This is a genomic window from Grimontia sp. AD028 (assembly GCF_000973155.1).
Lineage (GTDB): Bacteria > Pseudomonadota > Gammaproteobacteria > Enterobacterales > Vibrionaceae > Enterovibrio > Enterovibrio indicus.
In genome coordinates, this window is sequence record NZ_LASY01000085.1 from 1 (window position 1) to 24,461 (window position 24,461).

Genomic DNA, 24,461 nt, shown 5'->3' on the forward strand with positions numbered 1-24,461 from the left:
CCTTGAATTGAACGCATTGATGACCTCTGAATGCGAGCATCTTCAGGTCGTTTGGGTATATAAGCAAACTGGCAGAAATCCGGTTTATAGAGTTGCTTGGACACAAAAACAGAAGTGCAAGATCAGTAATACTTCAGGTCACGCTACGAAAGTCGAGTTGTGACCTTGTTGCAGACTTCACATCTGCTACCTATCTCAATCCTCAGAATTTAAACAAAATTTCATCACTTTCGACTTCAGACCTACGTTCAGTTGTTATAGAAATGGCTACTATTTCAAAAGTGCATGAAATGCTAGTCATCCCATTAATACCGTCAATATATCCATTCGTTGGCGGCACAAAGCAAGGAGCGCGACCATGAAGAAAACGCTATCACTGGCGTTGGTCTCCCTTTACTTAACTGGCTGTAGTGAAGAACCCCCAATCCCTGAACCTGAAGCCCGCCCCGCGAAGCTCATGACCGTCGCCATTGGTGATAGTGATGTTGTTCGTGAGTTCCCGGGTTCTGTAGAGGCCGATGATGAAGCCGTACTCGCGTTCCGTGTTGCGGGGGAGATTGTTGATATTCCTGTCGTAGCTGGACAGGATGTGGCAACAGGTGATGTTCTTGCTGAGTTGGATAAAGACGAATATAGCCTTCTGTTGCAGAAGGCCAAGGCGAGTTACCAACTCGCCAAGGTGCAATATGACCGTGCAGTCAAATTGAAGAAAACCAACGTCATCTCCGCGCAGGATTTTGATAAAGCAAAATCCAGTCTCAATGAAGCTCAGGCCGGATTAGATTTGGCGCAATCAAACTTTAATTACACCACTCTCAAAGCGCCTTATACCGGCACGATTTCTCTGCGTATGAAAGAGAAGAACGAGTTTGCCAACGCCATGGAGCCTGTTATGCATATCCAAACTAAGGATGTGATTAACGTGAGCTTCCAGTTGCCAGAAAGATTGATTAGCTTCTTTGACCAAGAAAACGACTCTACGCACTCCAAGCCACGTATTCGCTTTGACGCGTATCCAAATCAAGAGTTTGAGGCTGACTTCAAAGAAGTCGATACCGAAGCAGATTCGACATCTGCCTCTTATCGCATCACCGTCTCTTTGCCTCGGCCTGAGAACGTAAATGTTCTGCCGGGTATGGCAGCACAAGTCTTTACTTCTATTACTGCATCCAGTCACAACAAATTGCCAGAAACGGCTGTGGAAGCCAGTGATGCAGGTACCTATGTCTGGCGTGTTGCCGACAATGGTGCGGTTTCGCGCGTTCAGGTTGAGCTGGGTGAAGATAACAAACTCGAAGCTGGGTTAAACAATGGTGATGTCATTGTGGTGAACGGCCTATCCAGTCTTGAAGAGGGCATGGTGGTGTTCCCCTGGGTTAAGGAGCGAGGACTGTAATATGAAAAACCCAATCGGCCTTACCGTGGCAATGACTGCGTTGGCATTGTCCCTCTCGGGGTGTGGCGAAGCGCCGCAGTCCAAAGAAAAAGCACTCCTGAATGTTGATGTGGTGGAAATTGGTGACGACTCGCTGGGAAGTGAGCTGCATTTCCCAGCTATTGCCGCTGCAGCAGACAGAGCTGAACTTTCATTTCTTGTCGCTGGTGAGATCAATAAGATCAACGTAAAAGCAGGGGATATCGTCAAGAAAGATACCGTGCTGGCGACCTTGGATCCGACAGACTACAAACTGCAGGTCGATAATGCGAAAGCGAGATTCGATGTGGTGGATAGCCAATATCGACGCTCAAAGCCGTTGGTAGACAAAGGCTTGCTGGCGAAATCCCAGTTTGACGAAATAGGCGCACAGCGAGCGATTGCTAAAGCTGAACTCGAATTGGCAAAGCTTAAGCTTTCTTACACCGAGCTGAAAGCGCCGGTTGACGGCGTTATCAGCCGTGTTCCTGTTCAGCAATTCGAAAACGTGGGTATAGGGCAGAGTATTTTGAACATTCATGATGCTACCCAGGTTGATATCCGCATTCAGGTGCCGGATGTGCTGTTCTCCAAACATGGCGGTAAAACCCGTGAGGAAAACAACGCCACGATTCGCCCCCATGTCAGAACAGAAGATGGTAAAGAGTACCGTGCTTCGGTGAAAGAATTTACGGCCCAGCCAGATCCTGAAACGGGCTCTTTCATGGTGACACTGACCATGCCAATGCCGGAAGACAAATTCATTTTGGATGGCATGACAGTTGAAGTAGTGGTTGAAGAGCTTGGTCTATACAACGATAGGGCGAGCCAGGTTGAAATCCCGATGGAAACGGTCTTCAACGAAGATGGTGATGCGCTCGATCCTTCCAACAAGTTTGTGTGGGTCGTTGGTGCTGATAACACAGTTGAAAAACGCAAAGTGAAAGTGGGTGAACTCACGCCGACAGGTGTCTTGGTCACCAATGGCTTAGAGCGGGGAGACAAAGTGGTCTCTGAAGGTGTGAACCGCCTTCGTGCCGGGCAATCAGTCAATATCGTTGCGAATAAGGAAATCAACTGATGAAACAGACCGTAGCCAGCTACTTTATCAACAACAAGATCATCAGTTGGATGCTGACGCTGATATTCCTTATTGGCGGCACCACTTCATTCTTTGGTCTTGGACGACTGGAAGACCCCGCTTTCACACTGAAAGATGCTCTTGTCATTACCAGCTACCCGGGAGCGACGCCCCAGCAAGTAGAAGAGGAAGTGACGTACCCACTTGAGAAAGCCGTTCAACAATTAGTGTATGTTGACGAAGTAAGGTCGATTTCGAGCCGTGGTTTATCACAGATCACCGTGACAATGAAAAACAACTACGGGCCAGACGACTTACCACAGATATGGGATGAATTGCGTCGTAAGGTCAATGACGTTAGAAGTAGCCTACCTCCTGGCGTTGGTGATCCTCAGGTCATTGACGATTTCGGTGATGTATTCGGCGTATTACTCGCCATTACGGGTGAGGGCTATTCCTACAAGGAACTATCTGACTATGTCGACTTTCTCCGCCGGGATTTGGAACTGGTTGATGGCGTCGGCAAGGTTCAGGTAACAGGTACCCAGCAAGAGCAAGTGTTCATTGAAATGTCGATGAGAAGGCTTTCAAATCTGGGTATTTCACCAGATACCCTCGATAGTTTGCTGGCGACGCAGAACATTGTCTCTAGTGCTGGTGCATTGCGTCACGGGGACGAGTACCTTCGCATTCACCCGACGGGTGAGTTCGCGAGCGTTGAAGAACTGGGTAACCTTATCCTCAATGAAGCGGGTTCCCAGGAGCTTATCTACCTGAAAGACGTGGCGGATATTAAGCGCGGTTATCAGGAAGTACCCACCAATGTCTTAATGTACAACGGTCAACAGGCACTGCACCTTGGCGTGTCGTTTGCCGACGGCGTTAACGTTGTGGAAGTGGGCGAACGTCTGGAACGACGATTGGCCGAATTAAAAGAGAACCAACCCATCGGCATAGATATAGGGGTGGTTTACGCTCAGCCAGTGGAAGTTGATACCTCAGTTAAGGGCTTTGTGGTGTCGTTGGGTCAGGCCGTGGCGATTGTTATCATCGTCCTTCTTTTCTTCATGGGTTTGCGTTCAGGTCTGCTGATTGGTTTGATTCTGCTGCTTACCGTGCTTGGTACGTTCATTTTCATGAAGTACTTCGCTATCGACCTTCAACGTATTTCCCTTGGTGCTTTGGTTATTGCTCTCGGTATGCTGGTGGACAACGCCATAGTGGTGGTGGAAGGGATACTCATAGGCTTAAAGAAAGGGCGAACGAGGATAGAAGCCGCATCCGATATCGTCACGCAAACAAAGTGGCCGCTACTTGGAGCAACAGTGATTGCTGTCACTGCATTCGCGCCAATTGGTTTATCAGATGACTCTACTGGTGAGTACTGTGGCACTTTATTCTCAGTGCTGTTGATTTCGTTGATGCTGAGCTGGTTTACCGCAATTACATTGACGCCATTTTTTGCCAGCTTGTTCTTTAAAGAAGAGAACGTGGAAGATGGCAAAGTAATGGAAGACCCTTACAATGGTATGTTGTTTGTGGTTTACAAAAAGTTTTTGGATATCTGCATGAAGCGCGCTTATCTAACCATGATCATTTTGGTGGGCGCACTGGTGGCAGCGTTATATGGTTTCACTTTGTTGAAGCAGTCTTTCTTCCCATCTTCAACCACGCCAATGTTTATGGTTGATGTGTGGATGCCGGAAGGAACCGATATCCGCGCCACAGAAGAAACGCTGATTGAGTTGGAGTCCTGGATTCTTAAACAACCCAATGTCGAGTACGTAAACACCAGTTCAGGTAAGGGCGTTCAGCGTTTTATGTTGACCTATGCGCCGGAGAAAAGTTACTCGGCTTATGGTGAAGTGATTATTCGTGTGAAAGATTACGAATCAGTGGTACCAACCATGGCGTCGATTCGTGAGCATATTGATGCCGATTTCCCGAATATCCAATACAAGCTGAAGCGCATTGAATTAGGGCCATCTTCCGGGTCGAAAATTGAAGCCCGTATCTTAGGTGCTGACCCAACCATTCTGCGTACGATTGCCGCTCAAGTGACTGATATCCTGAATGCAGATCCGGATGCGGTAAATGTGCGTCATGACTGGCGTGAACGTACCAAGATTCTTGAGCCACAATTCAACGAAAGTCAGGCGCGTCGTTACGGTATTACCAAAAGAGACGTTGATGAACTGCTGATGATGACCTTCTCGGGTCTGAATGTCGGCGTATATCGTGATGGCACGACATTGATGCCGATCGTGACACGCTTGCCAGAGCAAGAGCGCGTTGATGTGAAGACCATTGAAGGAATGAAGATCTGGAGCCCTGTGCTGAAAGATTACATTCCTTTGCAGCAAGTGATTTTGGGTTATGACCTGATTTGGGAAGATCCACTCATCATGCGTGAAAACCGTAAACGTACTCTGACGGTATTGGCGGACCCTGATCCACTTCAGGATGAAGTGACAGCGGCGACACTTCAAAAACGTATTCAGCCTCTGGTCGAAGCGATTGAGCTGCCAAAAGGCTATTACATAGAGTGGGGCGGTGAGTATGAATCTTCTGGTGAAGCGCAGGAAAGTCTGTTTACTACCATGCCAATGGGCTACCTGTTCATGTTCCTGGTCACTATTGTGCTGTTCAACTCAGTAAAAGATTCACTGATTGTCTGGTTGACAGTGCCATTGGCGGTCATTGGTGTAACCACAGGTTTGTTATTGCTGGATACACCATTCGGCTTTATGGCTTTGTTGGGCTTCTTAAGCCTTTCAGGCATGTTGATCAAAAACGGTATCGTCTTGATTGACCAAATCAATATTGAAATGGAGAGTGGGAAAGACCATTACAATGCGATTGTTGATGCTGCTGTGAGCCGTGTTCGTCCAGTATGCATGGCGGCAATCACTACCGTGCTTGGTATGGTGCCCCTGCTGCCTGATGTGTTCTTCAAGCCGATGGCGGTGACCATCATGTTCGGTTTGGGATTTGCAACGGTGTTGACCTTGATTGTGGTGCCGGTGCTTTACCGGATCTTCTACAAGATAAAATATCATCCTGCCTAAGCACGATTTCACCCATAAAAATGCCTGCGTAACGCAGGCATTTTTCATTTGAAAATAGTGCTAAAAATCACACAGAAAAATTCATTTCATTTGTTTGTAATTACTTGTCATAAAAACAAATCAATAAAAACAAAGAATTACGGCAATATTTCGCTTGTGGATAACGAAATTTTTATCCACAAAAACGGTTGATAACTCGGTAGACTACTTCTTCTGAACCCGATGCGATGCGGCCTCTGGAAAAGTCAATACCTTGTATGTTGAGGGGGCTGAATTGACGTTTTCTGCTTGCAGAATTTTTTACTTCAGCTAGAGAAGATTTCGGTGGTCAAGACAAAAACGAAGCCCGTAGGAGGATCATCCTACGGGCGGTAACTGACTGAATTATCAGAGGCTATCTTTTACATCAAACCATCGGAATACGGATTGGCTATTCCACCTCTGCTACCTGACGTGGAAAGCGTTCGAACGTATTTTTCAGAGCGAGATAACCAATCACCGACGCAAGGAAAGAACCGATGAAGATGGCGATACGTGATAAATCAACCATGGCGTGGTTGTCCGCTCCTGGGAAGGCCAAGGTCGTAATAAATATCGACATCGTAAATCCGATACCACAGAGAATTGATGCCGCCATGATGTGAGAGAAATGCAGGCCTTTCGGCAGACTTGCGATGCCCATTTTTATTGAGATGAAGCATGCCAGAGAAATGCCAATAGGTTTACCAAGAAGCAAACCAAGCGTGATACCCAAAGGTAATGGCTCTAATAACAAACCAAAGCTTAAGTTATCGAGTGGAACGCCTGAGTTGGCGAAAGCGAAGGCAGGCAGAATAAGATAACTGCTCCAAGGGTGAATGCCATGCTCAAGGTATCTCAGTGGGCTGCGAACGCGGTGGTGCTTAATACGAAGTGGGATGGCAAATCCCAAAATAACGCCAGCCACGGTGGCATGAACGCCAGACTTCAGCACGGCAACCCACAAAATAGCGCCAACGAGCAAGTAACCGGTCAGCCTGGCGACACCTTTTGCGTTCATGTAAAAGAGCGTCGCACTGGCAAGCACGGCGATAGACAGGGCAATAACAGACAAGTCGCTACTAAAGAAAAGGGCGATAATAATAACCGCCCCCAAGTCATCAATTACTGCCAGTGCCAAGAGAAATACCTTCAAGCTAACTGGCGACTGTTTTCCGAATAAAGCCAACACACCGAGCGTAAAGGCGATGTCCGTTGCGGCTGGTATTGCCCAGCCTTGCATGGCTTGTGAATTGTCATAGTTAAAGACAGCAAAGAACAAAATAGGAACAACCATACCGCCTATGGCTGCTACTACGGGAAACATAGCTCGGGAGCGGGTTCTGAGGGCGCCTTGAATCAACTCTCGTTTCACTTCCAAACCGATTAAAAGGAAAAAGATGGCCATCAGGCCATCGTTAATCCAAAGCAGAAGATTCTTTTCGATGTCCAACGATCCCACTTTGAAATGTATCGGTGTATCAAGAAGTGCGAGATAGAAAGGAGCGAGGGGTGAGTTTGCGATGATTAAAGCCAAAAATGCAGAGGCAATCAGGATGATACCGGGCGCTGTATCGAGCTGAAAAAAATCGACTAGCTTTTTGTTCAAAATGCCTCTCCCGATATCTTTTAATACTACTTAAGTCTAATGAGTAAAAAGAGAAAAGGGCAAAGTCTACCCCATGGATATGAGAGAAATTTGTGATAGAAGCTAGACAGATCGACCTTTAGTGCAACTAATTGATCATCCCACAGCTTTGACAGACAAGGTTAGGTCAAACACAGCCATTGGTTCGTCGCCATGTAAGGAAGGACATGTGGCAGTGATTCGGACGGGTTGATTAACGCGTTCCCCGGTTGCCATGGTTTGGTCCAGCATCTCGTCGATTAATCGACCATCGTTACAAGTGAATATGACATCTGCCTCTGGGCGCTTTAAGAACTCCCCCGTCACAGCCTTAAAAGCCAGCGAAATTTTCTTTCCACGGGATTCTGCTTTACTCATTGCCATAAAGCCACCGGCAACGTCAGCACCCACAGCGAGGGTGCCAAAATACATGCTGTTGAGATGATTCTTGGTTTTGCGCTTGAGCGGAATACGGATTTGAACTTGTTCTTCGTTCAACACCAAGATCTTGGGGCGGCAGTACCAAATCAGAGGAACTTTGAAGAAGCCAAACAGCTTAAGCATGCGGTTGGCGTGGGCGAGAGACTGTTTCATGCTTCATCCTTGAAGAGGAAAGATGCAATCACCCTAATTTTCAACTGGTCGGATGTCAATGTTAAGCCACTGTTAATGAGCGCTCTATGTGATCAGCCCGAGTAATTGCGCCCGACAAAACGCGACAATAGTTTTGCTGTCCTGAATTTCATTTTCTGCAATCAGTCGTTTGACTTCATCGACGGTAAAATACACCACTTCAATCACTTCATCGTCATCCATCTTTGCCGCGCAGGGGGATAGCTGTTTAGCAACAAACAGGTATTGGGTTTCATTGCAAAAGCCTGGTGCGGGAAGAGACTCACCAATGGTGTGCCATTCATCGGCCTGTAATTGAGCTTCTTCTGCCAATTCTCGCTGTGCGCAAACACTGGGTGATTCCGATGATTCGAGAGTTCCTGCCGGAAATTCGTAAATCCACCTGCGAATAGAAGGGCGGTATTGGCGAATCATCACTAACTTCCCATCATTTGCGATAGGAAGAATAAGAACAGCGCCGGGATGCTCAAGGGTAATGTGTTTGGTGACAAGACCATTTGGCAGCGTGTGTTCGCTCTCTTCAAGAGAGAATCTTTTCCAGGCAAAGAGTTGTTTAGGTTGGTTCATAGATGATAATTCCATTGAAGTGCTGTCGACTACGCTAACTGCAATACCGTTAAAGGCAGAAGATTGGTTGATTAGCCAACGTAAAAATGTGATCCACCACAATAAAAACTGCGGCAATTTACAGAAGTATGGTAGAATCCGCGCCAATTTTGTGGGAGTTGGAACGCCAAGTGGGCTCAGTAACTCTCTGTATAGATGATAATTCTGGAGTATTACCTTGCAATTTGAAGACCTGGGTTTAGATAAACGCCTTCTTAAAACGATGGAACTTTGGGGCTTTAGTACCCCGACTGATGTGCAGGCTTCTGCCATTCCTGTCGTTTGTGCAGGCAAAGATCTGCTGGCGTCGTCTAAAACCGGATCAGGTAAAACCCTGGCTTTCCTTCTGCCTGCATTGCAGCGTGTGATGCGCGGTAAAGCGTTCAGCCGTTCTGGTCCACGCGTCGTGGTACTTGCACCAACTCGTGAGTTGGCAAAACAGGTTTATGGTGAACTGCGTAAACTGCTGGCTGGCACCCAATACAAAGGCATGCTGATCCTTGGTGGTGAAAACTTTAACGACCAAGCGAAAGAATTCCGCAAAGATCCTGCGTTTATCGTTGCAACACCGGGCCGTTTGGCTGACCACCTGGAACACCGTCACTTGACGCTGGAAGGTCTGGAATTACTCATTCTGGATGAAGCAGACCGTATGTTAGACCTGGGTTTTGCTCCGCAACTCGAAGCGATCAATAACGCGGCCAACCATCGTCGCCGTCAAACGCTGATGTTCTCTGCAACTCTTGATCACCAGCAAGTTAACGAGATTGCTGCTGACATGCTCAAAGAGCCAAAACGCGTCGCTATTGGTTTTATTAATGAAGAGCATAAAGACATCGAACAACGTCTTTTCCTTTGTGACCATCTTGACCACAAACAAGCCTTGCTCGACCGAGTCATGGAAGAAGAGCAGTACCAGCAGATGATGATCTTCACCGCGACCCGCGCGGATACAGATCGTTTGGCTAAAGTGTTCGCTGACCGTGGTATTAAAGCCGTTGCTCTGAGCGGGGATCTGAGCCAAAGCGCACGTAACCGCATCATGAACGAATTTGAACGTGGTCTCCACAAAGTGATGGTAACGACAGATGTGGCTTCGCGTGGTCTGGATATCTCAAACGTATCCCACGTTGTGAACTTCGATATGCCAAAACACGCCGAAGAATATGTTCACCGTATCGGCCGCACTGGTCGAGCAGGTAACAAAGGCATCGCGATTTCTTTCGTAGGCCCTAAAGATTGGAACAGCTTTAAGAGCATTGAAGGTTTCCTTGATAAGCGCATGAACTTCGTGACTTTTGAAGGCCTCGAAGGCAAGTTCAAAGGTCTGGCTCCGAAGAAAAAGAAAACCTTTAGCAAGAAGCCACAGCACAAGAAGAAAGCAGGCAAGCCTTCGGAGAAGAAAGCAGCAGCGCCTAAGAAGCGTAACAAGAGTTTCTACCAAGGTGTGGCTGTTGGTGAACAAGTGTTTGCTGTTAAGAAGAAAAAACCTGCGGAAGAATAATCAGATTCTCATTCCAAAAAGCGCCTTTCGTTGGCGCTTTTTTTCTATATCGTCGGTCTATATCAATCCACATAACAGAAGTATAACTACAGGGAAACTCAATGAATTCAATTCAGATAAACGGCAAAAATATGTCGTACTTGGATGTTGGTAAAGGTCCAGTCGTACTGTTAGGTCACAGTTACTTGTGGGACAGTGAAATGTGGCGTCCACAGATCGATTCGCTAAGCCAAAACTATCGCTGCATCGTCCCGGATCTATGGGCTCATGGTCAGTCGGATGCAGCGCCTGAAAGCACCACTTCGCTGATTCACTATGCTGATGACATTCTGTCATTAATGGATCAACTTGATATCGATAAGTTTGCGCTGGTTGGCCTATCGGTTGGGGGAATGTGGGGGGCTGAACTGGCTTTGAAAGCACCAACACGTGTGAATGCCTTGGTATTGATGGACACTTTCATTGGCTTTGAACCTGAAGTCGCGAAAGCGAAATACTTCGGCATGTTCGACACTATCGAGCAGATGGGCTTCATTCCGCCATCAATGATTGATGCAATCACACCTTTATTCTTCGCTAATCACGCTGAAACGGACAACCCGGAACTGGTTTCTGCATTCAGAGAAAAGCTGGCGAATCTGAAAGGTGAAGAAGCAAAAAACGTTGTTAGGGTAGGCCGCATGGTTTTTGACCGCCGCGACACCTTTGACGACGTAGAAAAGCTGACGCTACCTACGCTCATCATGGCTGGTTCGGAAGACAAACCTCGTCCACCTCTTGAATCCATGCTGATGCATGATGCGATTGATGGCAGTCAATATATTGTGATTCCAAACGCTGGCCATATTAGTAACCTTGAACAGGCAGATTTTGTTACCGATGCACTGAGCACGTTTCTTGAAAATCATCGATAGCCCTGTATAAAGCAATGATAAAGCCGCAGTTTGCGGCTTTTTTTATGATGTTTTTCTTTCAAAACTCATCGGATCTGTTCTGGTAATGAGACAAATCGAACGATCGTTTGATTCAAAGGCAAACCCAGATTGTTAAGAAAATGTAGATCCTTATACTGCACCAAAAGAAAGCGCTTTCTTTTGTCGTTATAGTGCACACCATAAGGAGTTTGGGTTTGAAGAAGTATTGCCGTTTGCTGTTTTTGACGTTAGCAACCCTTGTTCTTTCTGCTTGTGGTGGCGGAGGGGGAGGAGACAGTGATTCCGGCTCCGATACTCAGCTTTTTACGCTCACTGTCAATGTGACAGACAACGCCCGTACGCCATTAAGTGACGCGACGGTGAGTGTTGATAACAAGATTGCCCGAACGAATGCTTCTGGCGTCGCTGAACTCTCTTTGAGCAGCGGCACCTACGACGTAACCGTTGAAAAAGATGGTTATGAAACATCCAAGATCACAACGACATTAGGCAGTGTTGCCCAAACTCTCGACGTAAGAATGGCATCAAACCCAACAGTAACAGAGGGTGGAGAAAGTAGCGGCGGTGACTCTGGTTCTGAAGGTGGTTCCGCGGAACAGGGCGGATCAGGCGACAGCGGTGCTGGTTCCGAAGAAGGCTCGGGTGAAGGCAGCGGTACAGATTCTGGCGACACTGATGGCGGTTCCGGAGAGCAAAGTGGCTCAGGCGATAACGGTGCGGGCTCCGAAGAAGGCTCCGGCGAAGGCAGCGGTACAGGTTCTGGCGGCACTGATAGTGGCTCAGAAGAGCAAGGTGGTTCAGGCGATAGCGGTGCTGGTTCCGAAGAAGGCTCGGGCGAAGGTGGCGATACAGATTCTGGCGGTACTGGTGGCGGTTCCGGGGAAGATGGCTCAGAAGGAACTGAAGAAGGTGGAAGCGAGGAGACTGGCAACACTAGCGAACTGACCGTAAAAGTTGTCAATGCCGACACAAACGAAACGCTAAGCGTTGCCACCATTGAAATCGATGGAACAACACTTCAGACCGACACTGCAGGTGAAGCTGTATTTAGTCTGGCTTATGGTGCACATCAGATCTCGGTATCTCATACAGAATATGAATCTAAACAGCAGATCACCTATCTCTCGACGACTGAACAGTCGGTAACTGTCGCGCTTTTTGCTAAAGAAGTGGAACCGCCGCCAGTAGAGCCTCCAGTAGAACCACCGAGTTCTAATGAAATCGCCTATGTGTATCATTCGTCACATGCTTCTTCTTTCGAATTTGAACATCAGGGCGATGCGTGGAATTCGGGCTCTACAGCAGTATGGAATCCTTCCGGTAGCCAATTTGCTCAAAGTATTCAGGTAACAAGTGGCAGCAGTTGGGGAGCCCCATTTGCGGTTGCTGCATGGGGTAATGAGTCTGCAAACGCTATTGATACGACAGGGTTTGGTCTTCTTCGCTTCAAATACAAATCAGACTTCGCAACACAAGTTGAAGTGTCTATCCAAGGTGTAAACAGCTCAGAATCAAAAGTGGTTTACTCGCTTGGCACTGCTGTTGCTTTGGGTAATGACTGGTATGAAATGGAAGTGCCATTCCCTGGGTTTGACGACTTGACTTGGATTGGCTTGATGTTCGCGGGTAATGGCACTATCGAGCTTGCTGATATTTACATAGAAAATGTGCCAGTTGATGCCTTCGTCACGCAATATGGCGCGGGTAACGTGGCAAACACATTCAACCCTCAAGGATACGGATGTACGGTCGATCATGGCTTTTGGGTCTCGAATGCTGGTGTTGTTGAGCCGGGTGTACCTTCTTGTGACAACATAGGCACGCCAAAACAGCTTTACCCACAAATCGTTCCTGAATTGGAAGACCAACCCATTGCCACGCACAAATGGTGGGGATCTGTCTCTTTCTACGGTGAAATGACGATCGGTGACCCGAACGATGCTGGCTATATTACGCCTGATCCAGTGACCGCCCGCATTTCAGAGCGTGGCGCAAGAATCATGGGTATTCCTAATGCACTGCAAGGGCAGGGTAACTTGTTCCAGTATGTGGTGCCGGATCCATTCAACGAAGTATTTGATGGCATTGCGGTTGCGAACAGCAAGCATTCCAATATGGAAGGCTATCTTAAGGACCATAGCGATGGTGCCATGACAGTCGAATGGTGGTCAGGTGCAACACCAGTGATGGAAGCCACTTTTGTACACGGTTCACCTTATGTCTATTTCAAGTCTTACGACGGTGATTTCCAGATCAAAACGACCAGCTCTGATGGAGCCCAGAAAGGCACTTTCTATCAAAACAGTCAAACATTGGGTGTCTGGACTGATATTGCTGGGAATAGAAACAGCTTCCTGATTGTTGGTGAGGGTAATACCACTTTCAGTAATGTCTCGGGCAATCTCATTACGGTCAATAACTCAGCAAAAGAAATGACAGTCGCTTTGTTGCCATCAACGGGAACACCAAGCAGTGCTGAGTCATCTTATTTCGAAAGTCTTGCTCGCCAAGTAGTTCGTGATGTCGAGATAGCTTATTCGGTTAACCATGCAAACAATGAAGTGACGGTGTCACATGTGTATCTTGACGCTAGTGGTAATCCAATCGAAACCCTTGCTGGTATGCAGCCTCTGCATTGGAAAAACAGCAATGCAATGTCGACACAATACAGCGTGCGCACTACTCGCGGCATCACCAAGTTCGCTCAAACTAACGGCTTCAGTTACACACTGCCATTTGTGGGTGTGTTGCCATTCCTACCGAATGTTGCAGACCTCGATCTGAACACTTTACGTGCTCTGGTTACCGAATACATGAACGGTGGAGAGCACTCGTGGAACCCTTACACAGACACCTACTGGTCTGGTAAGAGCTATGGTAAAGCTGCCGAAATTATCGCTATTGCACGTGATATTGGTATGACATCAGAAGCCAATACTTTAACCGCATGGTTGAAGCATGAGCTGGAAGATTGGTTTACCGCTGATACTTCTGGAGATCTCGATACCGTTAAGTACTTTGTGTATGACGAGTTATGGACGACCTTATTAGGTGTTGAAGAATCGTTTGGCGCGCATCAACAGCTTAATGACCACCACTTCCACTATGGCTACTTTGTCCGTGCTGCAGCGGAAGTTTGTCGCACAGATAAATCATGGTGTGGTGAAGATCAGTATGGGCCAATGGTTGATTTGCTTATCCGCGATTATGCAGCGAGTAAAGGCGATGACATGTTCCCTTACTTGCGCAATTTCGACCCGGCCAATGGTTTCTCTTGGGCGTCCGGCCACGCGAACTTTGCGTTGGGTAACAACAACGAATCAACCTCTGAAGCGGCAAACTCTTACGGTGCCATCATCCTTTATGGGTTAATTAAAGGTGACCAAGAGTTGGTAGACAAAGGTATCTATCTACACGCCTCGTCTGCCGCGACGTATTGGGAATATTGGAACAACCTTGATGGTTACCGGAATGCCTCGCCGTCTTACCCAGATTTGGGCGACAGCTATGACAACTTCCCGGATAACTATAACCAGATCACGACATCGATAATCTGGGGACAGGGCGCTTCATTCTCGACTTGGTTCAGCCCTGCCTTTGCGCACATTCTTGGAATTCAGGGATTACCGCTGAACCCATTGGTATTCCATGTTGGTTTGCATGCCGATTACATGAAAGATTATGTCGAGCTGGGTTTGACAGAATCTTCAAACCGTAAACCTTCAGGTTTACTGGACGGCCACTGGCGAGATATCTGGTGGAACCTTTGGGCAATGACAGATGCCGATGCATCTATCGCAGATTATGAAACCGTAGGCTCCAACTACATTCCGGAAGAGGGAGAATCAAAAGCTCATACCTACCATTGGATATACAACTGGCAGGCGTTGGGACAACTTGAAACCGGAACGGGCGAATTGACAGCAGATTACCCAGCGGCTGTTGCCTTTAAGAACGGTAATACAATGACATATCTTGTCTACAACTATGATGATGTAGTCAAGACCGTGCGATTCAGTGATGGAACAACATTGAACGTACAAGCAAACAGTTTTGGCACTTTGGTGAAGTAAAGACGCGATTAAGTAGTTAGCAGAATTCATACACCAATGTGTCGTTGACCACTGCCACTGGTTATTAGCGATACGATTGATACGCGCTCAACGGGGGAAACCTCGTTGAGTTTTTTTATTTGTGGCAGGGCCGACAAATCAGGTAGCTGATTGTAATTTTTAGGCGAGTTTTCATATCTGTGTATGAACGGAAAAGTTAGAACAGAAACAGAGAAAGGAAAACGACAATGAAAAAATATGTAGTGGCTGCGGTGGCTTCAATGATGGTAGCATTTTCAGTGCATGCCGATAACGGGTTGATCAAAATACAAAGTGCGCATTCTGTTGCTCAAACGGCGGATAATATTGAAGGGTTCTTGAAAGAAAAAGGACTCACCCAGTTTGTACGCATTAATCATGCTGCCAACGCTGAGAACGTGGGTTTAGAACTACGTCCTACAGAAGTGATTATCTTTGGTAATCCAAAGGTTGGTACGCCTCTGATGCAATGTGCGCAAAGCGTGGCTATCGATTTGCCACAAAAAATGCTGATCAGCCAAGATGCGGAAAACAATGTTTGGCTAACCTATAACGACCCAATGTATCTGAAAGAGCGCCATAACATGGAAGGTTGTGAAAAGGTGCTGGAGAAAGTGTCTAAGGTATTTGGTGCGATCAGCAAAACCGCGACAAAATAGTCCATTCAACATTTATGAAGCCCAGCATACAGCTGGGCTCCTTGTTATAGGTATATATCCGATTTCTACCGCAATTTGAGGTAGCATACATCGACAACCCCTCTTACTTACTGTCCAGTAAAAACCTGTCTGGGATGTTATTTACCAAAAAGAGAGTACGATGAAATTGGTGAACCCATCATCGGGATATGAAAAAGCATTTCACGCCTTTTACGATGACTTTTCAAAGAATGATCCAGAAAATGCTAATTATTATCAGGCTGCTAAAGTAGACTTTTCTAGCTACGTTCAAAGCTTGTTGGATGAGTCTAAAGGGATCAATCTTCAGGAAGGATTTGTACCTTGCAGTCACTTTTGGCTGATGGATAACAAAGACAACATTGTTGGCCTTATTCGCGTACGACACCATATTAACAACGAGTTTCTTGCCCTTGAGTGTGGTCACATAGGCTATGATGTCGCGCCTTCTCATCGTCAAAAGGGCTATGGAACTGCCATGTTGAAGCTTGCTTTACCAAAGGCAAAGTTGTTGGGAATACCCAAAGCACTTGTTATGGCGGATGAAGACAATCTCGCTTCTCAAAAGATCATCAAAGCCAATGGTGGCCAGTATGTAAAAACGGTCGTCGGCAAAGTGAATAAATGGCCGATTGTCCACTTTAGGGTGGAATGCGAATGACAGTTTCTCTCAAACCTATTGATATCCGGGAGCGTCATGTTCTGGAAAATTTGTTCTCTTACTATGTGTACGAGTTTTCAAAACCTCTAGGACTAAGCCTTGATAGTGACGGTAAATACGCCTTCAAATCCGAAACCCTCAATCCGTATTGGCTTCGTGATGATCACCATCCGTATTTCATTCTGTCTGATGGTGAATTAGCCGGTTTTGTGCTGGTTCGTCGTTATCCGCCCAATATTGCTGTGTGGGACATTGACCAGTTCTTTGTCTTACGCAAGTTTACAGGTAAAGGGATAGGTAGAAAGGCGCTATTAGCTGCGTTGGATAAACGACACGGTGATTGGCAAATCCGCATTCTAAAGGAAAATATTGCGGTACTTGGCTTCTGGCAGTCTGCGGTCGAAGCGCTGGTGGAAGGTGACTACTCTTTGGGCTTGGAAGTGGACACCGATTTAGAAATGTATTTTATTCATTTTCACTATCCAAGCACCTCAAAGATATCAGAGTGACAACGTGTCAAACGCGCCTAGCCAGCACAAACACTCTTCAATCTCCCGTTACCAATTTCTCTTTATCTAATGAAATAGTTTGCACTAATATGCTAGAACCCAATGCAGACTATCCCAACGTAGGCAGATTATGATGAAAAAGATGATTGTTTCAGCGGCTATTGTTTTCGCGCTGGCAGGTTGTGAAGAGGCCAACGAGGCGATTGATAAAGCGCAAGAAGCGGCAAATAGCGCAGTAGATAGCATTCAAGATAAAGTCGATTCCGTTGATTTGAGCGAGCTGAATTTGGATTCCCTGGAGAACGCGACAGCGTATGCCAAAGAGTTTACTGAGTCGATGGAAGAAGCACTCACTGCTGATTTGACGAATGCAGATGTCGTTGCGGATGTTCAGGAAAAAGTGGCGAACTCTTACGCTTGCTTGGTTGATGCCACTTCTGAAAGTACGGCAGAAAAGCTGCTGAACAAGTTCATGTCAGCGATTGGCAGTGAAGATACCCAATCTTTGATTGAGAAAGGTGTAGAGAAAGCCAAAGCGGCAAAAGAGTGTGTGATGTAACCAAAGACGCTACACATTGAACAATTAAAAAAGTGCCGGGCTCAGCTCGGCACTTTTTATTTTGGGGTTAGTTGACTCGTTTGATGCTGACTTTTATGCCAGGATTATCAAAACGATGATGTCCAAACAGGGCAGACGTTGTTAACCCATCATCTTGAGAGATAACACCTGGATGAATGGTGACGCGGTTATCATCATTTCTCGCTGGATTAAAACCTTCTCCGCCACCGGCCGGCCCAGGAATACTGGCTGCCAACTCATCATTGCCCTCTGTTCCTGCATCCCACACTTCTGCGCCAAATGTGCGTGTGATGCCTTCGTCGACGCTTGAAAGATCAAACTGAGTAAAACCAGCAAATGCATCATTTGTGTTGACCAGCATGGTGCCGAGAGAGAGGTATTTTGCTTTTGATAGGTCAATGTCAAAAGAAAGGGTTTCGGCACTTCCAGGTGGCACAATTCCGTTGCCGCTTGCCGTTATATGAACACTTTCCAGTGAAGACATATCGATTAACCCTGTATTGTCTCCAGACTCTGCCATGCTCTCCAGCGCGTCTGACGCGGCTTCACCAGCCTTAAACAACGTATAGTTGTTATCGTGAGCCAACAATGCAATCGGTGACAGCGGTTGTGCCGAAGTGGCGTTGGTCACCGTGACTTCATACGTGGTCATTTGACTGGTTTCAGTCTCTGGTGGCGAAGATTGTGACGGGTCAGTTGTATTATCATCCGAGTCAAATGGGCAACCCGCCAGAGCAAGTGCTGAGCCAGCAATAATTAATAAACGAGAGTTCATGCTGCCTCCTTAGTTGACGACAACAGTCATTACAGCAACAGGATTCAGCCAGCGGTGAACAGAGAAGTCGACGTCGCTTCGACCGCCATTTGCATCACCATCTCCAATGTTACCAGGGTGAACATGAACGGTGTTATTGCTAACAGTGGTTTCCACGCCAGTACCATTTGCACCAAAGGTGAGGAAAGGAGGGTTAGGGATGCTTGTGCTCAACTCATCGTTTGCTTCTGTGCCAGCATCATAACCATTCAACTTGATGTGATAAGTTCCCGGCTCTGAAGGAATTGGCCAGCTATCTAATCCTACGAATCCATCGTTTGTTGGCAGTAGCATGGCAGTTAATGAGAGATAACCCATTTCTCCGGTATCGATAGAAAAGTTAGTGCCAGTTGCCGGTGCCAAAGGGCCAGAAGCAGGGTTTTCAACAACAATTCCTCCAGCATTTGTGATAGCAGAAGATAAACCTGAGATATCACCCCCTTCAGCCATTGATTCTAATTCCGCTGACGCACTGGTTCCTGCTCTAAATAGAAATGTAGAACCATCGTGAGCCGCGACTAGCAGAGGGGTAAAGTGAATGCCTTTCGTTGCGTTGGTTAAACTGATATCAAGTTGGGCGGCGAGGCCAGATACAGAAGCCATTGAACAGGTCAGGGCGATTGCTGTTAGATTTAGTTTGGTGGACTTTCTCATTTTGCTCTTCCTTAACGAGTGAGTTTTTAAGCAGTGTGAAGAGCAAACTTCTCAACCCGATCTCAAGAGTTTCGTTAAAACCTCACAAATTTATTGCAATGAAAATGGGTTTATTGGGGTCTATATGAATGTGGTTATTGCAGTTTGATTCCAATAGCATGCTCAAAGACAGTTTTCTGAAAGAAGGCTTGTTTGGTGAGCTGGATATGAGCACCTATATAAGCAAGGCTAAGGAGTGAGTCGTTGTGGCTAAGCCAATCAAAGTAACGCTATATCGCTGGGGTGGCAGTTGGGGACCTTTCAGTGTGAAAATCCCATGTGGGGAATGCACACTTACCAAAGACATCCTGAAAGACACTTTTGAAAAAGAGCTCGGTGATGTGCCCATTGAACTGGAAGTGAAAGATTGGCTTTCCCATTGGTGGGAACCACTGAAAGTGGGTGCATGGCATGCGCCAATCCTGATGGTAGAAGGTAAGCTCGTTAGCCAGGGTGAAGCCCTTAATCGCGGTGTACTGGTTCAATCTGTTATCAAAGAGTGGGCGAAGCGCGACACACTGCAAGGCAACATTGTTTATGGCAAAGCAACGTGTCCATACTGTGTGAAAGCCAAGGAAATGTTGGCGGAAGCTGGGATTGAATATAACTACCACGATGTGGTGGTTGAAAGCGCTGCTTTATATCGCATGATCCCGGAGGTAAAAGCCATCATTGGTGAAAAAACGCCGGTTACCGTTCCTCAAATCTGGATGGACGGAAAATACATCGGCGGGGCAGATAACCTAGAGCAATGGCTGGCTTCGAAAGCTAACGCTTAAATGGGTAAAGTATTTGAAAGCATCCGCTTGAGTGTCTCAGCGGATGCTTTTTCGTTTTAGTCAGTGACTTTCAACAGTGTTTTAGTCTCGTTATCGAAGGTGAAAGCTCGCGATCGGAAGGCCATGGTAGACATGAAATACGGAATAATATCGACGGTTTCGCGGTACTCATAAACGTAAACCGTAGTATCTGCGACTTCAATGATCTCATCAGGTTCACCATGATAAGAAACAACGCTGTCCATTGTGGTGACATTGGTTTGAGCATTGAATGCATTGAACTTTGCGCTTTCATCAAAAGGCGTGGAACAGCCAGTCAGAGCGACTGATAGTGCGATAGCGCATACGAGTTTTTTCATGTTATTTCCCGACTTGCAAAATAAGGGCGAACCAATACCGCCCAGTAAAAATGGGTGCCAAATCCAGCGTGAACTCTTTTAACGATTCACAAAGAAGTGTTTGTTCAGGTATTCAACCATTGGAATGAAAGCGGGGTTTTCCCAGCTTCTAAGAACTTCATGCGGCAACAGCGTTGGATCATCAGTGCCAACAATTCCCTTATTGATGAACTTGCTGCCGTCATTAATTTCAAGCTCTCCAAGCGGTGAAGTTTTTGAACCTTCAACCATATACTCGTAAACCGTGCCGGCTACTGCCCCAGAGTTCATGTCGACACCAGCAGCTTCGTGAATTGGGTCAGGGTCATTGGTACATGATGGGATTTGACCATTGGAGTAAGGGCAATAGTCATAAGATGAGATGTGCGGTAGCACTACAGATTGAGCATTTGCTTGTGCCGCAACAAACGGGATAGCGATATTGAAGGCGACATAGGCTGTATCCAGCTCATCACCTGCCAGCGTTTGATCGTCAATGTAGTAATCAAAAAGCTGCATCATTTTCTGGTAAGTCGTTGGGCCGTTCGTCTCGTTGATACCGCCATCTTGGGTGAACAGTAACTCAACGCCATTGACCACACTTTTACCGTTCAAGGCGAGGTTAACAACAAACTCTCCTGCTGGTGTTGGTGATGATGGATCCACATCGTTCTGAGAGGGAATGACGCCCAATACCAGTGTTTTGGCGTTAAAAGCATTTTGAACATCACGGCTTGCCCAAGTCATCATATTGGTGACCCGTGTTACAACGGCTTGATGTTCTGAAGCAGAAATATTTAAAGGGTCAAAGTTAAGAACGTAAACCCCTTTGTTGAAAGGACAGTTATTCACGTCCTGTGCTGAAGTGAATTCACAATTATCAATGGACTGATAGATATTCACTGTTGTTGCTGTGTTACCTGAATTTGACTTGTCCTCGCCACAACCTGTAACGACTAACCCCAAAGCCAGTGCAAGGCTGATACTTCCTGCTCGCATCTCTTTAATCCTAAATATACGAAACACCAAAACATCCCAGTAAGGCGCTTTGTTAATCCTTATAGAGCATCCAAGCTCAATGCATTTGTTTTGCGAATTATCGTCCGGACAATCAATTCGGCGGCATTATATGAACGGTGTTTTTAATTCTCAAGATGAAATCACATGTAAAACATATGGTTTTATATTTGTGTTAGCTGATGAAGTGAGTGCCAAATATTCCGATTGATAAAGTGTTGATTACATCGTGTTAACCTGTGGTATGGAATCGGAAAGAGCAAACGTTTGCTTTGTGTGCGTACAAATGAATATCAAGTAAAGAGTGAAGGGGCTTTTCAGTTTGAGCCCTGAAGAGACAGTGCTTCAAACATGTATAGGAGATGGCAGTTTTAAGATACCGATACTGATCTTGGTGATAACATTAGCGCAAAGTTCAAGTGGTCAATAAGTAGCCTCTCAAGGCAAGAAAAAGCACTTGGTGGGCTAGTCACCAAGTGCTTTGGGTATGTATTTCATCCAACGAAAAATGAAAACGCATGCCCTTTGGTCATGCTAATCGAAAAACAAGTGCTTTATGAATGCTGCTTTGCACGGACTTTAATCGTCCCTAAGAATGATTGTGATGAGAAAGGGAGAAGCAATGAAGCAATCTATTATCCACATTGCCTTGGTCGTGAATGACTATGATGAAGCGATTGATTTTTACGTCAACAAGCTGAAGTTTGAATTGATTGAAGATACTTATCAGCCAGAGCAGGATAAACGTTGGGTTGTAGTGTCACCACCAGGTTCAAACGGGGTGAGCTTGTTGTTGGCAAAGGCATCGAAACCAGAACAACACAATTTCATCGGCAACCAAGCTGGTGGCAGGGTATTCCTGTTTCTGAATACTGATGATTTTTGGCGTGATTATCATCGAATGGTGGCGCTGGGAATCAAGTTCGTCCGTGAACCGAAAGAGGCAGATTACGGCACGGTCGCTGTGTTTGAAGATTTGTATGGCAATCTATGGGATTTACTACAAATGAACGATGACCATCCAATGGCGCTTCGTGCTGCTCTGTGTTCAAGATGAAGTAGATGGTGACGAGAAAGAAGGCCTCTTGCTGCATGCTGGCAGAGCGCTGCTGACAGAGGCCTTTTATTATCAGGTTGTTTGTTCAGCGGTTGTAAACAGATTGGCCATAGGAATAGGTGTCACATACAGTTCTGTCATCACCCAACGTCATTAGCACAAAGAGTTTGTCTTCTAATGATTGAGCGTGTTCCATCCTGAACTTCATTAATTGGGTCGCATGTAAATCCAGTACAACAAAATCAGCTTCTTTACCTGATTCGAAATTACCAATCACATGATCCAGAGAGAGTGCTTTGGCACCACCTAATGTGGCCTGATACAGAGACTTCAAAGGGTGAAGCTTTTTACCCTGAAGTTGCATCACTTTATAAGCTTCGCTCATGGTTTGAAGCAGTGAAAAGCTGGTGCCAGCGCCGACATCTGTTCCCATTCCTACCTTAATACCTTTGGCTTCGATCTCAGAAAGCGGGAACAAGCCGGAACCTAAGAACAAATTAGAGGTAGGACAAAAGGCTATCGCTGAATCGCTTTCCTGGAGTCTCTTGCATTCGCCATCACACAAGTGAATACCATGGGCAAACACTGAGCGGCTGGAAAGCAATCCGTGTTGGTCGTAGACATCCAGGTAGTTTTTACTGTTCGGGAACAGTTCCTGCACCCACTCAATCTCTTTCTGGTTTTCAGAAAGGTGAGTGTGCATATAAACGTCGGGATACTCTTCAAGCAGTTTGCCTGCTAAACGTAATTGCTCAGACGTGCTGGTGGGCGCGAATCGTGGTGTCACGGCGTAATGCAAACGTCCTTTGTTATGCCACTTTTCGATCAGCGCTTTGCTGTCTTCATAGCCAGATTCAGGGGTGTCGGTCAGATCTTCAGGTGCATTTCTATCCATCAGTACCTTACCGGCAATCATCCGAAGGTTTCGTTTCTCCGATTCTTGGAAAAAGACATCGACGGATTCTTTATGGACAGTGCCAAATACCAACGCTGTCGTCGTGCCATTGCGAGCGAGTTCATCAAGAAATTGCACCGCAACTTCGCGGGCGTAATTTACATCAGCAAAGCGCTTTTCTTCTGGGAAGGTGTAGTTATTCAGCCAGTCTAGAAGCTGTTCACCATAGGCGGCGATCATGCCGGTTTGAGGGTAGTGGATATGGGTATCAATAAAGCCAGGTGTGATCAGTTTGTTTTCAAGCACGACCACTTCGATGCTAGGGTCGAGCGAAGAAAGGATATCGTCAGCGTGACCGACTTTCACAACGTGACCATCGGCAACCAGCAGAACGCCATCATCGAAGTACTGATAAGAGTCTTCCAAGCCCACGTCCGTTGGGTTGGCAAGGCTATGTAATATGGCGGCGCGAAAGGCTTTTGCCGGATGAGCTTTTGGGTCTGTCATTCCTTTATGCCCTTATTTTCTCGTTATTTTTGTTATCGTTATCTTCAGGCTCTCGTTTAAGAATAGAGAGTTTCTCAGCCTGTTTCTGTGATGCTGAATGGGTAGAGGACTCGCGTTTATTGGCAATCTGTTCACCCTGATAACAAGCGATAAGCTCACCTGTTACAGATACGGCGATCTCCGCCGGGTGCTTTCCTTTCACCGCGTCGATGCCGATGGGGCAAATCATAGTGTTGATGGTTGCATCATCAAAGCCACGTTCTTTTAAGCGATAGTCGAAGCGTTTTCGCTTTGATAGGGAACCGATCAGGCCAAAGTATTTGGCGTCTCCGCGCTTTAAGATGGCACGCGAAAGTTCGAAATCCAGCTGGTGGTTGTGTGTGAGCACCAGATACATACTGTTAGTAGGAAGCGTGGAAACTTCGCCAACAGGATCGTCCGTTAAGCGCCTTTCCACGTTGTCAGGAATGACATCAGGAAATTGATCTTCACGCTCATCAATCCAAATCACCTTGAACGGTAAAGTAGCCAGAATATGAACCATGGCTTTGGCGACGTGTCCTGCACCGAATAGCGCGAGAACATGACGTTGTTGGCCAATAGGTTCAAAGCTTAGTGTCACCATACCTCCACAACATTGGCCAAGACGAGCGCCCAGATTAAAGCCTTCGATTTTCATGTCACTTTCACCATGCGCCAGCATTTCTTGTGCGGCTTTCATCGCGACATGTTCAAGGTGACCACCACCGATAGTGGCGATAACCTCATTCTCAGTCACCAGCATTTTTGTGCCAGCGCCGCGCGGTACCGAGCCTTTGTCTTCAAGCACCGTGACCATCACACAGGGCGTGCCTTTGGCTTCGAGCTCTGCCAGCGCCTGGATCCAATTGTCTTTAAACATCACTGACCTCCACTTTT

Annotated in this window: 21 protein-coding genes; 12 read left to right on the forward strand and 9 right to left on the reverse strand. The window is 46.6% G+C overall.

The features are described from left to right. Positions 1-358 precede the first annotated feature (358 nt). The 3 genes from RN22_RS17695 to RN22_RS17705 are packed head-to-tail and all read left to right on the forward strand — an operon-like array spanning position 359 to position 5,563. Positions 359-1,396 (forward strand): efflux RND transporter periplasmic adaptor subunit, encoded by a 1,038-nt coding sequence (locus RN22_RS17695; RefSeq protein ID WP_046306292.1) that lies wholly within the window; start codon positions 359-361, stop codon positions 1,394-1,396. A 1-nt stretch (position 1,397) separates the two neighbouring features. Further along, positions 1,398-2,495, forward strand: a complete 1,098-nt coding sequence (locus RN22_RS17700) for an efflux RND transporter periplasmic adaptor subunit (protein ID WP_046306294.1) — start codon at positions 1,398-1,400, stop codon at positions 2,493-2,495. Then, entirely contained in the window at positions 2,495-5,563 is a 3,069-nt protein-coding gene (locus RN22_RS17705) for an efflux RND transporter permease subunit (RefSeq protein WP_046306295.1), read from the forward strand. Before RN22_RS17700 ends, RN22_RS17705 begins: the two co-directional genes overlap by 1 nt. 430 nt (positions 5,564-5,993) lie before the next feature. On the opposite strand, the gene nhaA is transcribed toward RN22_RS17705, so the two are convergent. The 3 genes from nhaA to RN22_RS17720 form a co-directional block, all read right to left on the reverse strand. Further along, positions 5,994-7,190: a Na+/H+ antiporter NhaA gene (gene nhaA / locus RN22_RS17710; protein WP_046306297.1), complete on the reverse strand. Its 1,197-nt coding sequence runs from the start codon at positions 7,188-7,190 to the stop codon at positions 5,994-5,996. A gap of 135 nt (positions 7,191-7,325) precedes the next feature. Next, on the reverse strand, positions 7,326-7,802 hold the full coding sequence (locus RN22_RS17715; RefSeq protein ID WP_046306298.1) for a PaaI family thioesterase: 477 nt from the start codon (positions 7,800-7,802) through the stop codon (positions 7,326-7,328). Positions 7,803-7,886: 84 nt separating this feature from the next. Then, positions 7,887-8,408 carry an NUDIX hydrolase gene (locus RN22_RS17720; RefSeq protein WP_046306300.1) on the reverse strand — a complete coding sequence of 174 codons (522 nt, stop codon included), beginning with the start codon at positions 8,406-8,408 and terminating at the stop codon, positions 7,887-7,889. A 217-nt stretch (positions 8,409-8,625) separates the two neighbouring features. Here RN22_RS17720 and RN22_RS17725 point away from each other — a divergent pair, with 217 nt between their 5' ends. The 7 genes from RN22_RS17725 (at position 8,626) to RN22_RS17755 (ending at position 17,383) form a co-directional block, all read left to right on the forward strand. Further along, on the forward strand, positions 8,626-9,951 hold the full coding sequence (locus RN22_RS17725; protein WP_046306302.1) for a DEAD/DEAH box helicase: 1,326 nt from the start codon (positions 8,626-8,628) through the stop codon (positions 9,949-9,951). Positions 9,952-10,052: 101 nt separating this feature from the next. Then, complete coding sequence (locus RN22_RS17730) at positions 10,053-10,865, forward strand: alpha/beta fold hydrolase (protein ID WP_046306305.1); 813 nt, start codon at positions 10,053-10,055, stop codon at positions 10,863-10,865. Positions 10,866-11,080: 215 nt separating this feature from the next. After that, positions 11,081-14,959: a glycosyl hydrolase gene (locus tag RN22_RS17735; protein ID WP_046306307.1), complete on the forward strand. Its 3,879-nt coding sequence runs from the start codon at positions 11,081-11,083 to the stop codon at positions 14,957-14,959. A gap of 227 nt (positions 14,960-15,186) precedes the next feature. After that, positions 15,187-15,636, forward strand: coding sequence for a DUF302 domain-containing protein (locus RN22_RS17740; RefSeq protein ID WP_046306309.1), 450 nt, complete (start codon positions 15,187-15,189; stop codon positions 15,634-15,636). Positions 15,637-15,796: 160 nt separating this feature from the next. Next, positions 15,797-16,315 carry a GNAT family N-acetyltransferase gene (locus RN22_RS17745; protein ID WP_046306311.1) on the forward strand — a complete coding sequence of 173 codons (519 nt, stop codon included), beginning with the start codon at positions 15,797-15,799 and terminating at the stop codon, positions 16,313-16,315. After that, a complete protein-coding gene (locus RN22_RS17750) occupies positions 16,312-16,824 on the forward strand; it encodes a GNAT family N-acetyltransferase (protein ID WP_046306313.1) in 513 nt (170 codons plus the stop codon). Before RN22_RS17745 ends, RN22_RS17750 begins: the two co-directional genes overlap by 4 nt. A gap of 133 nt (positions 16,825-16,957) precedes the next feature. Beyond that, on the forward strand, positions 16,958-17,383 hold the full coding sequence (locus RN22_RS17755) for a hypothetical protein (protein WP_046306315.1): 426 nt from the start codon (positions 16,958-16,960) through the stop codon (positions 17,381-17,383). 67 nt (positions 17,384-17,450) lie between these two features. On the opposite strand, the gene RN22_RS17760 is transcribed toward RN22_RS17755, so the two are convergent. Together RN22_RS17760 and RN22_RS17765 are read right to left on the reverse strand one after the other, a co-directional pair. Beyond that, positions 17,451-18,179: a spondin domain-containing protein gene (locus RN22_RS17760; RefSeq protein ID WP_046306317.1), complete on the reverse strand. Its 729-nt coding sequence runs from the start codon at positions 18,177-18,179 to the stop codon at positions 17,451-17,453. 9 nt (positions 18,180-18,188) lie between these two features. Continuing rightward, complete coding sequence (locus tag RN22_RS17765; RefSeq protein WP_046306319.1) at positions 18,189-18,872, reverse strand: spondin domain-containing protein; 684 nt, start codon at positions 18,870-18,872, stop codon at positions 18,189-18,191. A gap of 245 nt (positions 18,873-19,117) precedes the next feature. Here RN22_RS17765 and RN22_RS17770 point away from each other — a divergent pair, with 245 nt between their 5' ends. After that, a complete protein-coding gene (locus RN22_RS17770) occupies positions 19,118-19,690 on the forward strand; it encodes a glutaredoxin domain-containing protein (protein ID WP_046306320.1) in 573 nt (190 codons plus the stop codon). Positions 19,691-19,746: 56 nt separating this feature from the next. Here the strand turns inward: RN22_RS17770 and RN22_RS17775 are convergent, their stop codons facing one another. Together RN22_RS17775 and RN22_RS17780 are read right to left on the reverse strand one after the other, a co-directional pair. Beyond that, complete coding sequence (locus RN22_RS17775; RefSeq protein WP_046306322.1) at positions 19,747-20,049, reverse strand: hypothetical protein; 303 nt, start codon at positions 20,047-20,049, stop codon at positions 19,747-19,749. A 78-nt stretch (positions 20,050-20,127) separates the two neighbouring features. Continuing rightward, on the reverse strand, positions 20,128-21,066 hold the full coding sequence (locus tag RN22_RS17780; protein ID WP_046306323.1) for a hypothetical protein: 939 nt from the start codon (positions 21,064-21,066) through the stop codon (positions 20,128-20,130). A gap of 640 nt (positions 21,067-21,706) precedes the next feature. Between RN22_RS17780 and RN22_RS17785 the strand changes: the two genes are divergently transcribed. Then, a complete protein-coding gene (locus RN22_RS17785; RefSeq protein ID WP_046306325.1) occupies positions 21,707-22,141 on the forward strand; it encodes a VOC family protein in 435 nt (144 codons plus the stop codon). Positions 22,142-22,226: 85 nt separating this feature from the next. On the opposite strand, the gene guaD is transcribed toward RN22_RS17785, so the two are convergent. Together guaD and xdhC are read right to left on the reverse strand one after the other, a co-directional pair. Further along, positions 22,227-23,543, reverse strand: a complete 1,317-nt coding sequence (gene guaD, locus RN22_RS17790; protein ID WP_046306327.1) for a guanine deaminase — start codon at positions 23,541-23,543, stop codon at positions 22,227-22,229. 4 nt (positions 23,544-23,547) lie between these two features. After that, on the reverse strand, positions 23,548-24,444 hold the full coding sequence (gene xdhC, locus RN22_RS17795; RefSeq protein WP_046306329.1) for a xanthine dehydrogenase accessory protein XdhC: 897 nt from the start codon (positions 24,442-24,444) through the stop codon (positions 23,548-23,550). Between the last annotated feature and the right edge of the window lie 17 nt (positions 24,445-24,461).

Coding starts and splice junctions, on each gene's coding strand:
- xdhC (WP_046306329.1), bottom strand. CDS start 24,444: ATGTTTAAAGACAATTGGATCCAGGCGCTGGCAGAGCTCGAAGCCAAA.
- guaD (WP_046306327.1), bottom strand. CDS start 23,543: ATGACAGACCCAAAAGCTCATCCGGCAAAAGCCTTTCGCGCCGCCATA.
- RN22_RS17765 (WP_046306319.1), bottom strand. CDS start 18,872: ATGAGAAAGTCCACCAAACTAAATCTAACAGCAATCGCCCTGACCTGT.
- RN22_RS17780 (WP_046306323.1), bottom strand. CDS start 21,066: ATGCGAGCAGGAAGTATCAGCCTTGCACTGGCTTTGGGGTTAGTCGTT.
- RN22_RS17785 (WP_046306325.1), top strand. CDS start 21,707: ATGAAGCAATCTATTATCCACATTGCCTTGGTCGTGAATGACTATGAT.
- RN22_RS17705 (WP_046306295.1), top strand. CDS start 2,495: ATGAAACAGACCGTAGCCAGCTACTTTATCAACAACAAGATCATCAGT.
- RN22_RS17730 (WP_046306305.1), top strand. CDS start 10,053: ATGAATTCAATTCAGATAAACGGCAAAAATATGTCGTACTTGGATGTT.
- RN22_RS17775 (WP_046306322.1), bottom strand. CDS start 20,049: ATGAAAAAACTCGTATGCGCTATCGCACTATCAGTCGCTCTGACTGGC.
- RN22_RS17745 (WP_046306311.1), top strand. CDS start 15,797: ATGAAATTGGTGAACCCATCATCGGGATATGAAAAAGCATTTCACGCC.
- RN22_RS17715 (WP_046306298.1), bottom strand. CDS start 7,802: ATGAAACAGTCTCTCGCCCACGCCAACCGCATGCTTAAGCTGTTTGGC.
- RN22_RS17700 (WP_046306294.1), top strand. CDS start 1,398: ATGAAAAACCCAATCGGCCTTACCGTGGCAATGACTGCGTTGGCATTG.
- RN22_RS17720 (WP_046306300.1), bottom strand. CDS start 8,408: ATGAACCAACCTAAACAACTCTTTGCCTGGAAAAGATTCTCTCTTGAA.
- RN22_RS17695 (WP_046306292.1), top strand. CDS start 359: ATGAAGAAAACGCTATCACTGGCGTTGGTCTCCCTTTACTTAACTGGC.
- RN22_RS17750 (WP_046306313.1), top strand. CDS start 16,312: ATGACAGTTTCTCTCAAACCTATTGATATCCGGGAGCGTCATGTTCTG.
- RN22_RS17760 (WP_046306317.1), bottom strand. CDS start 18,179: ATGAACTCTCGTTTATTAATTATTGCTGGCTCAGCACTTGCTCTGGCG.
- RN22_RS17740 (WP_046306309.1), top strand. CDS start 15,187: ATGAAAAAATATGTAGTGGCTGCGGTGGCTTCAATGATGGTAGCATTT.
- RN22_RS17755 (WP_046306315.1), top strand. CDS start 16,958: ATGAAAAAGATGATTGTTTCAGCGGCTATTGTTTTCGCGCTGGCAGGT.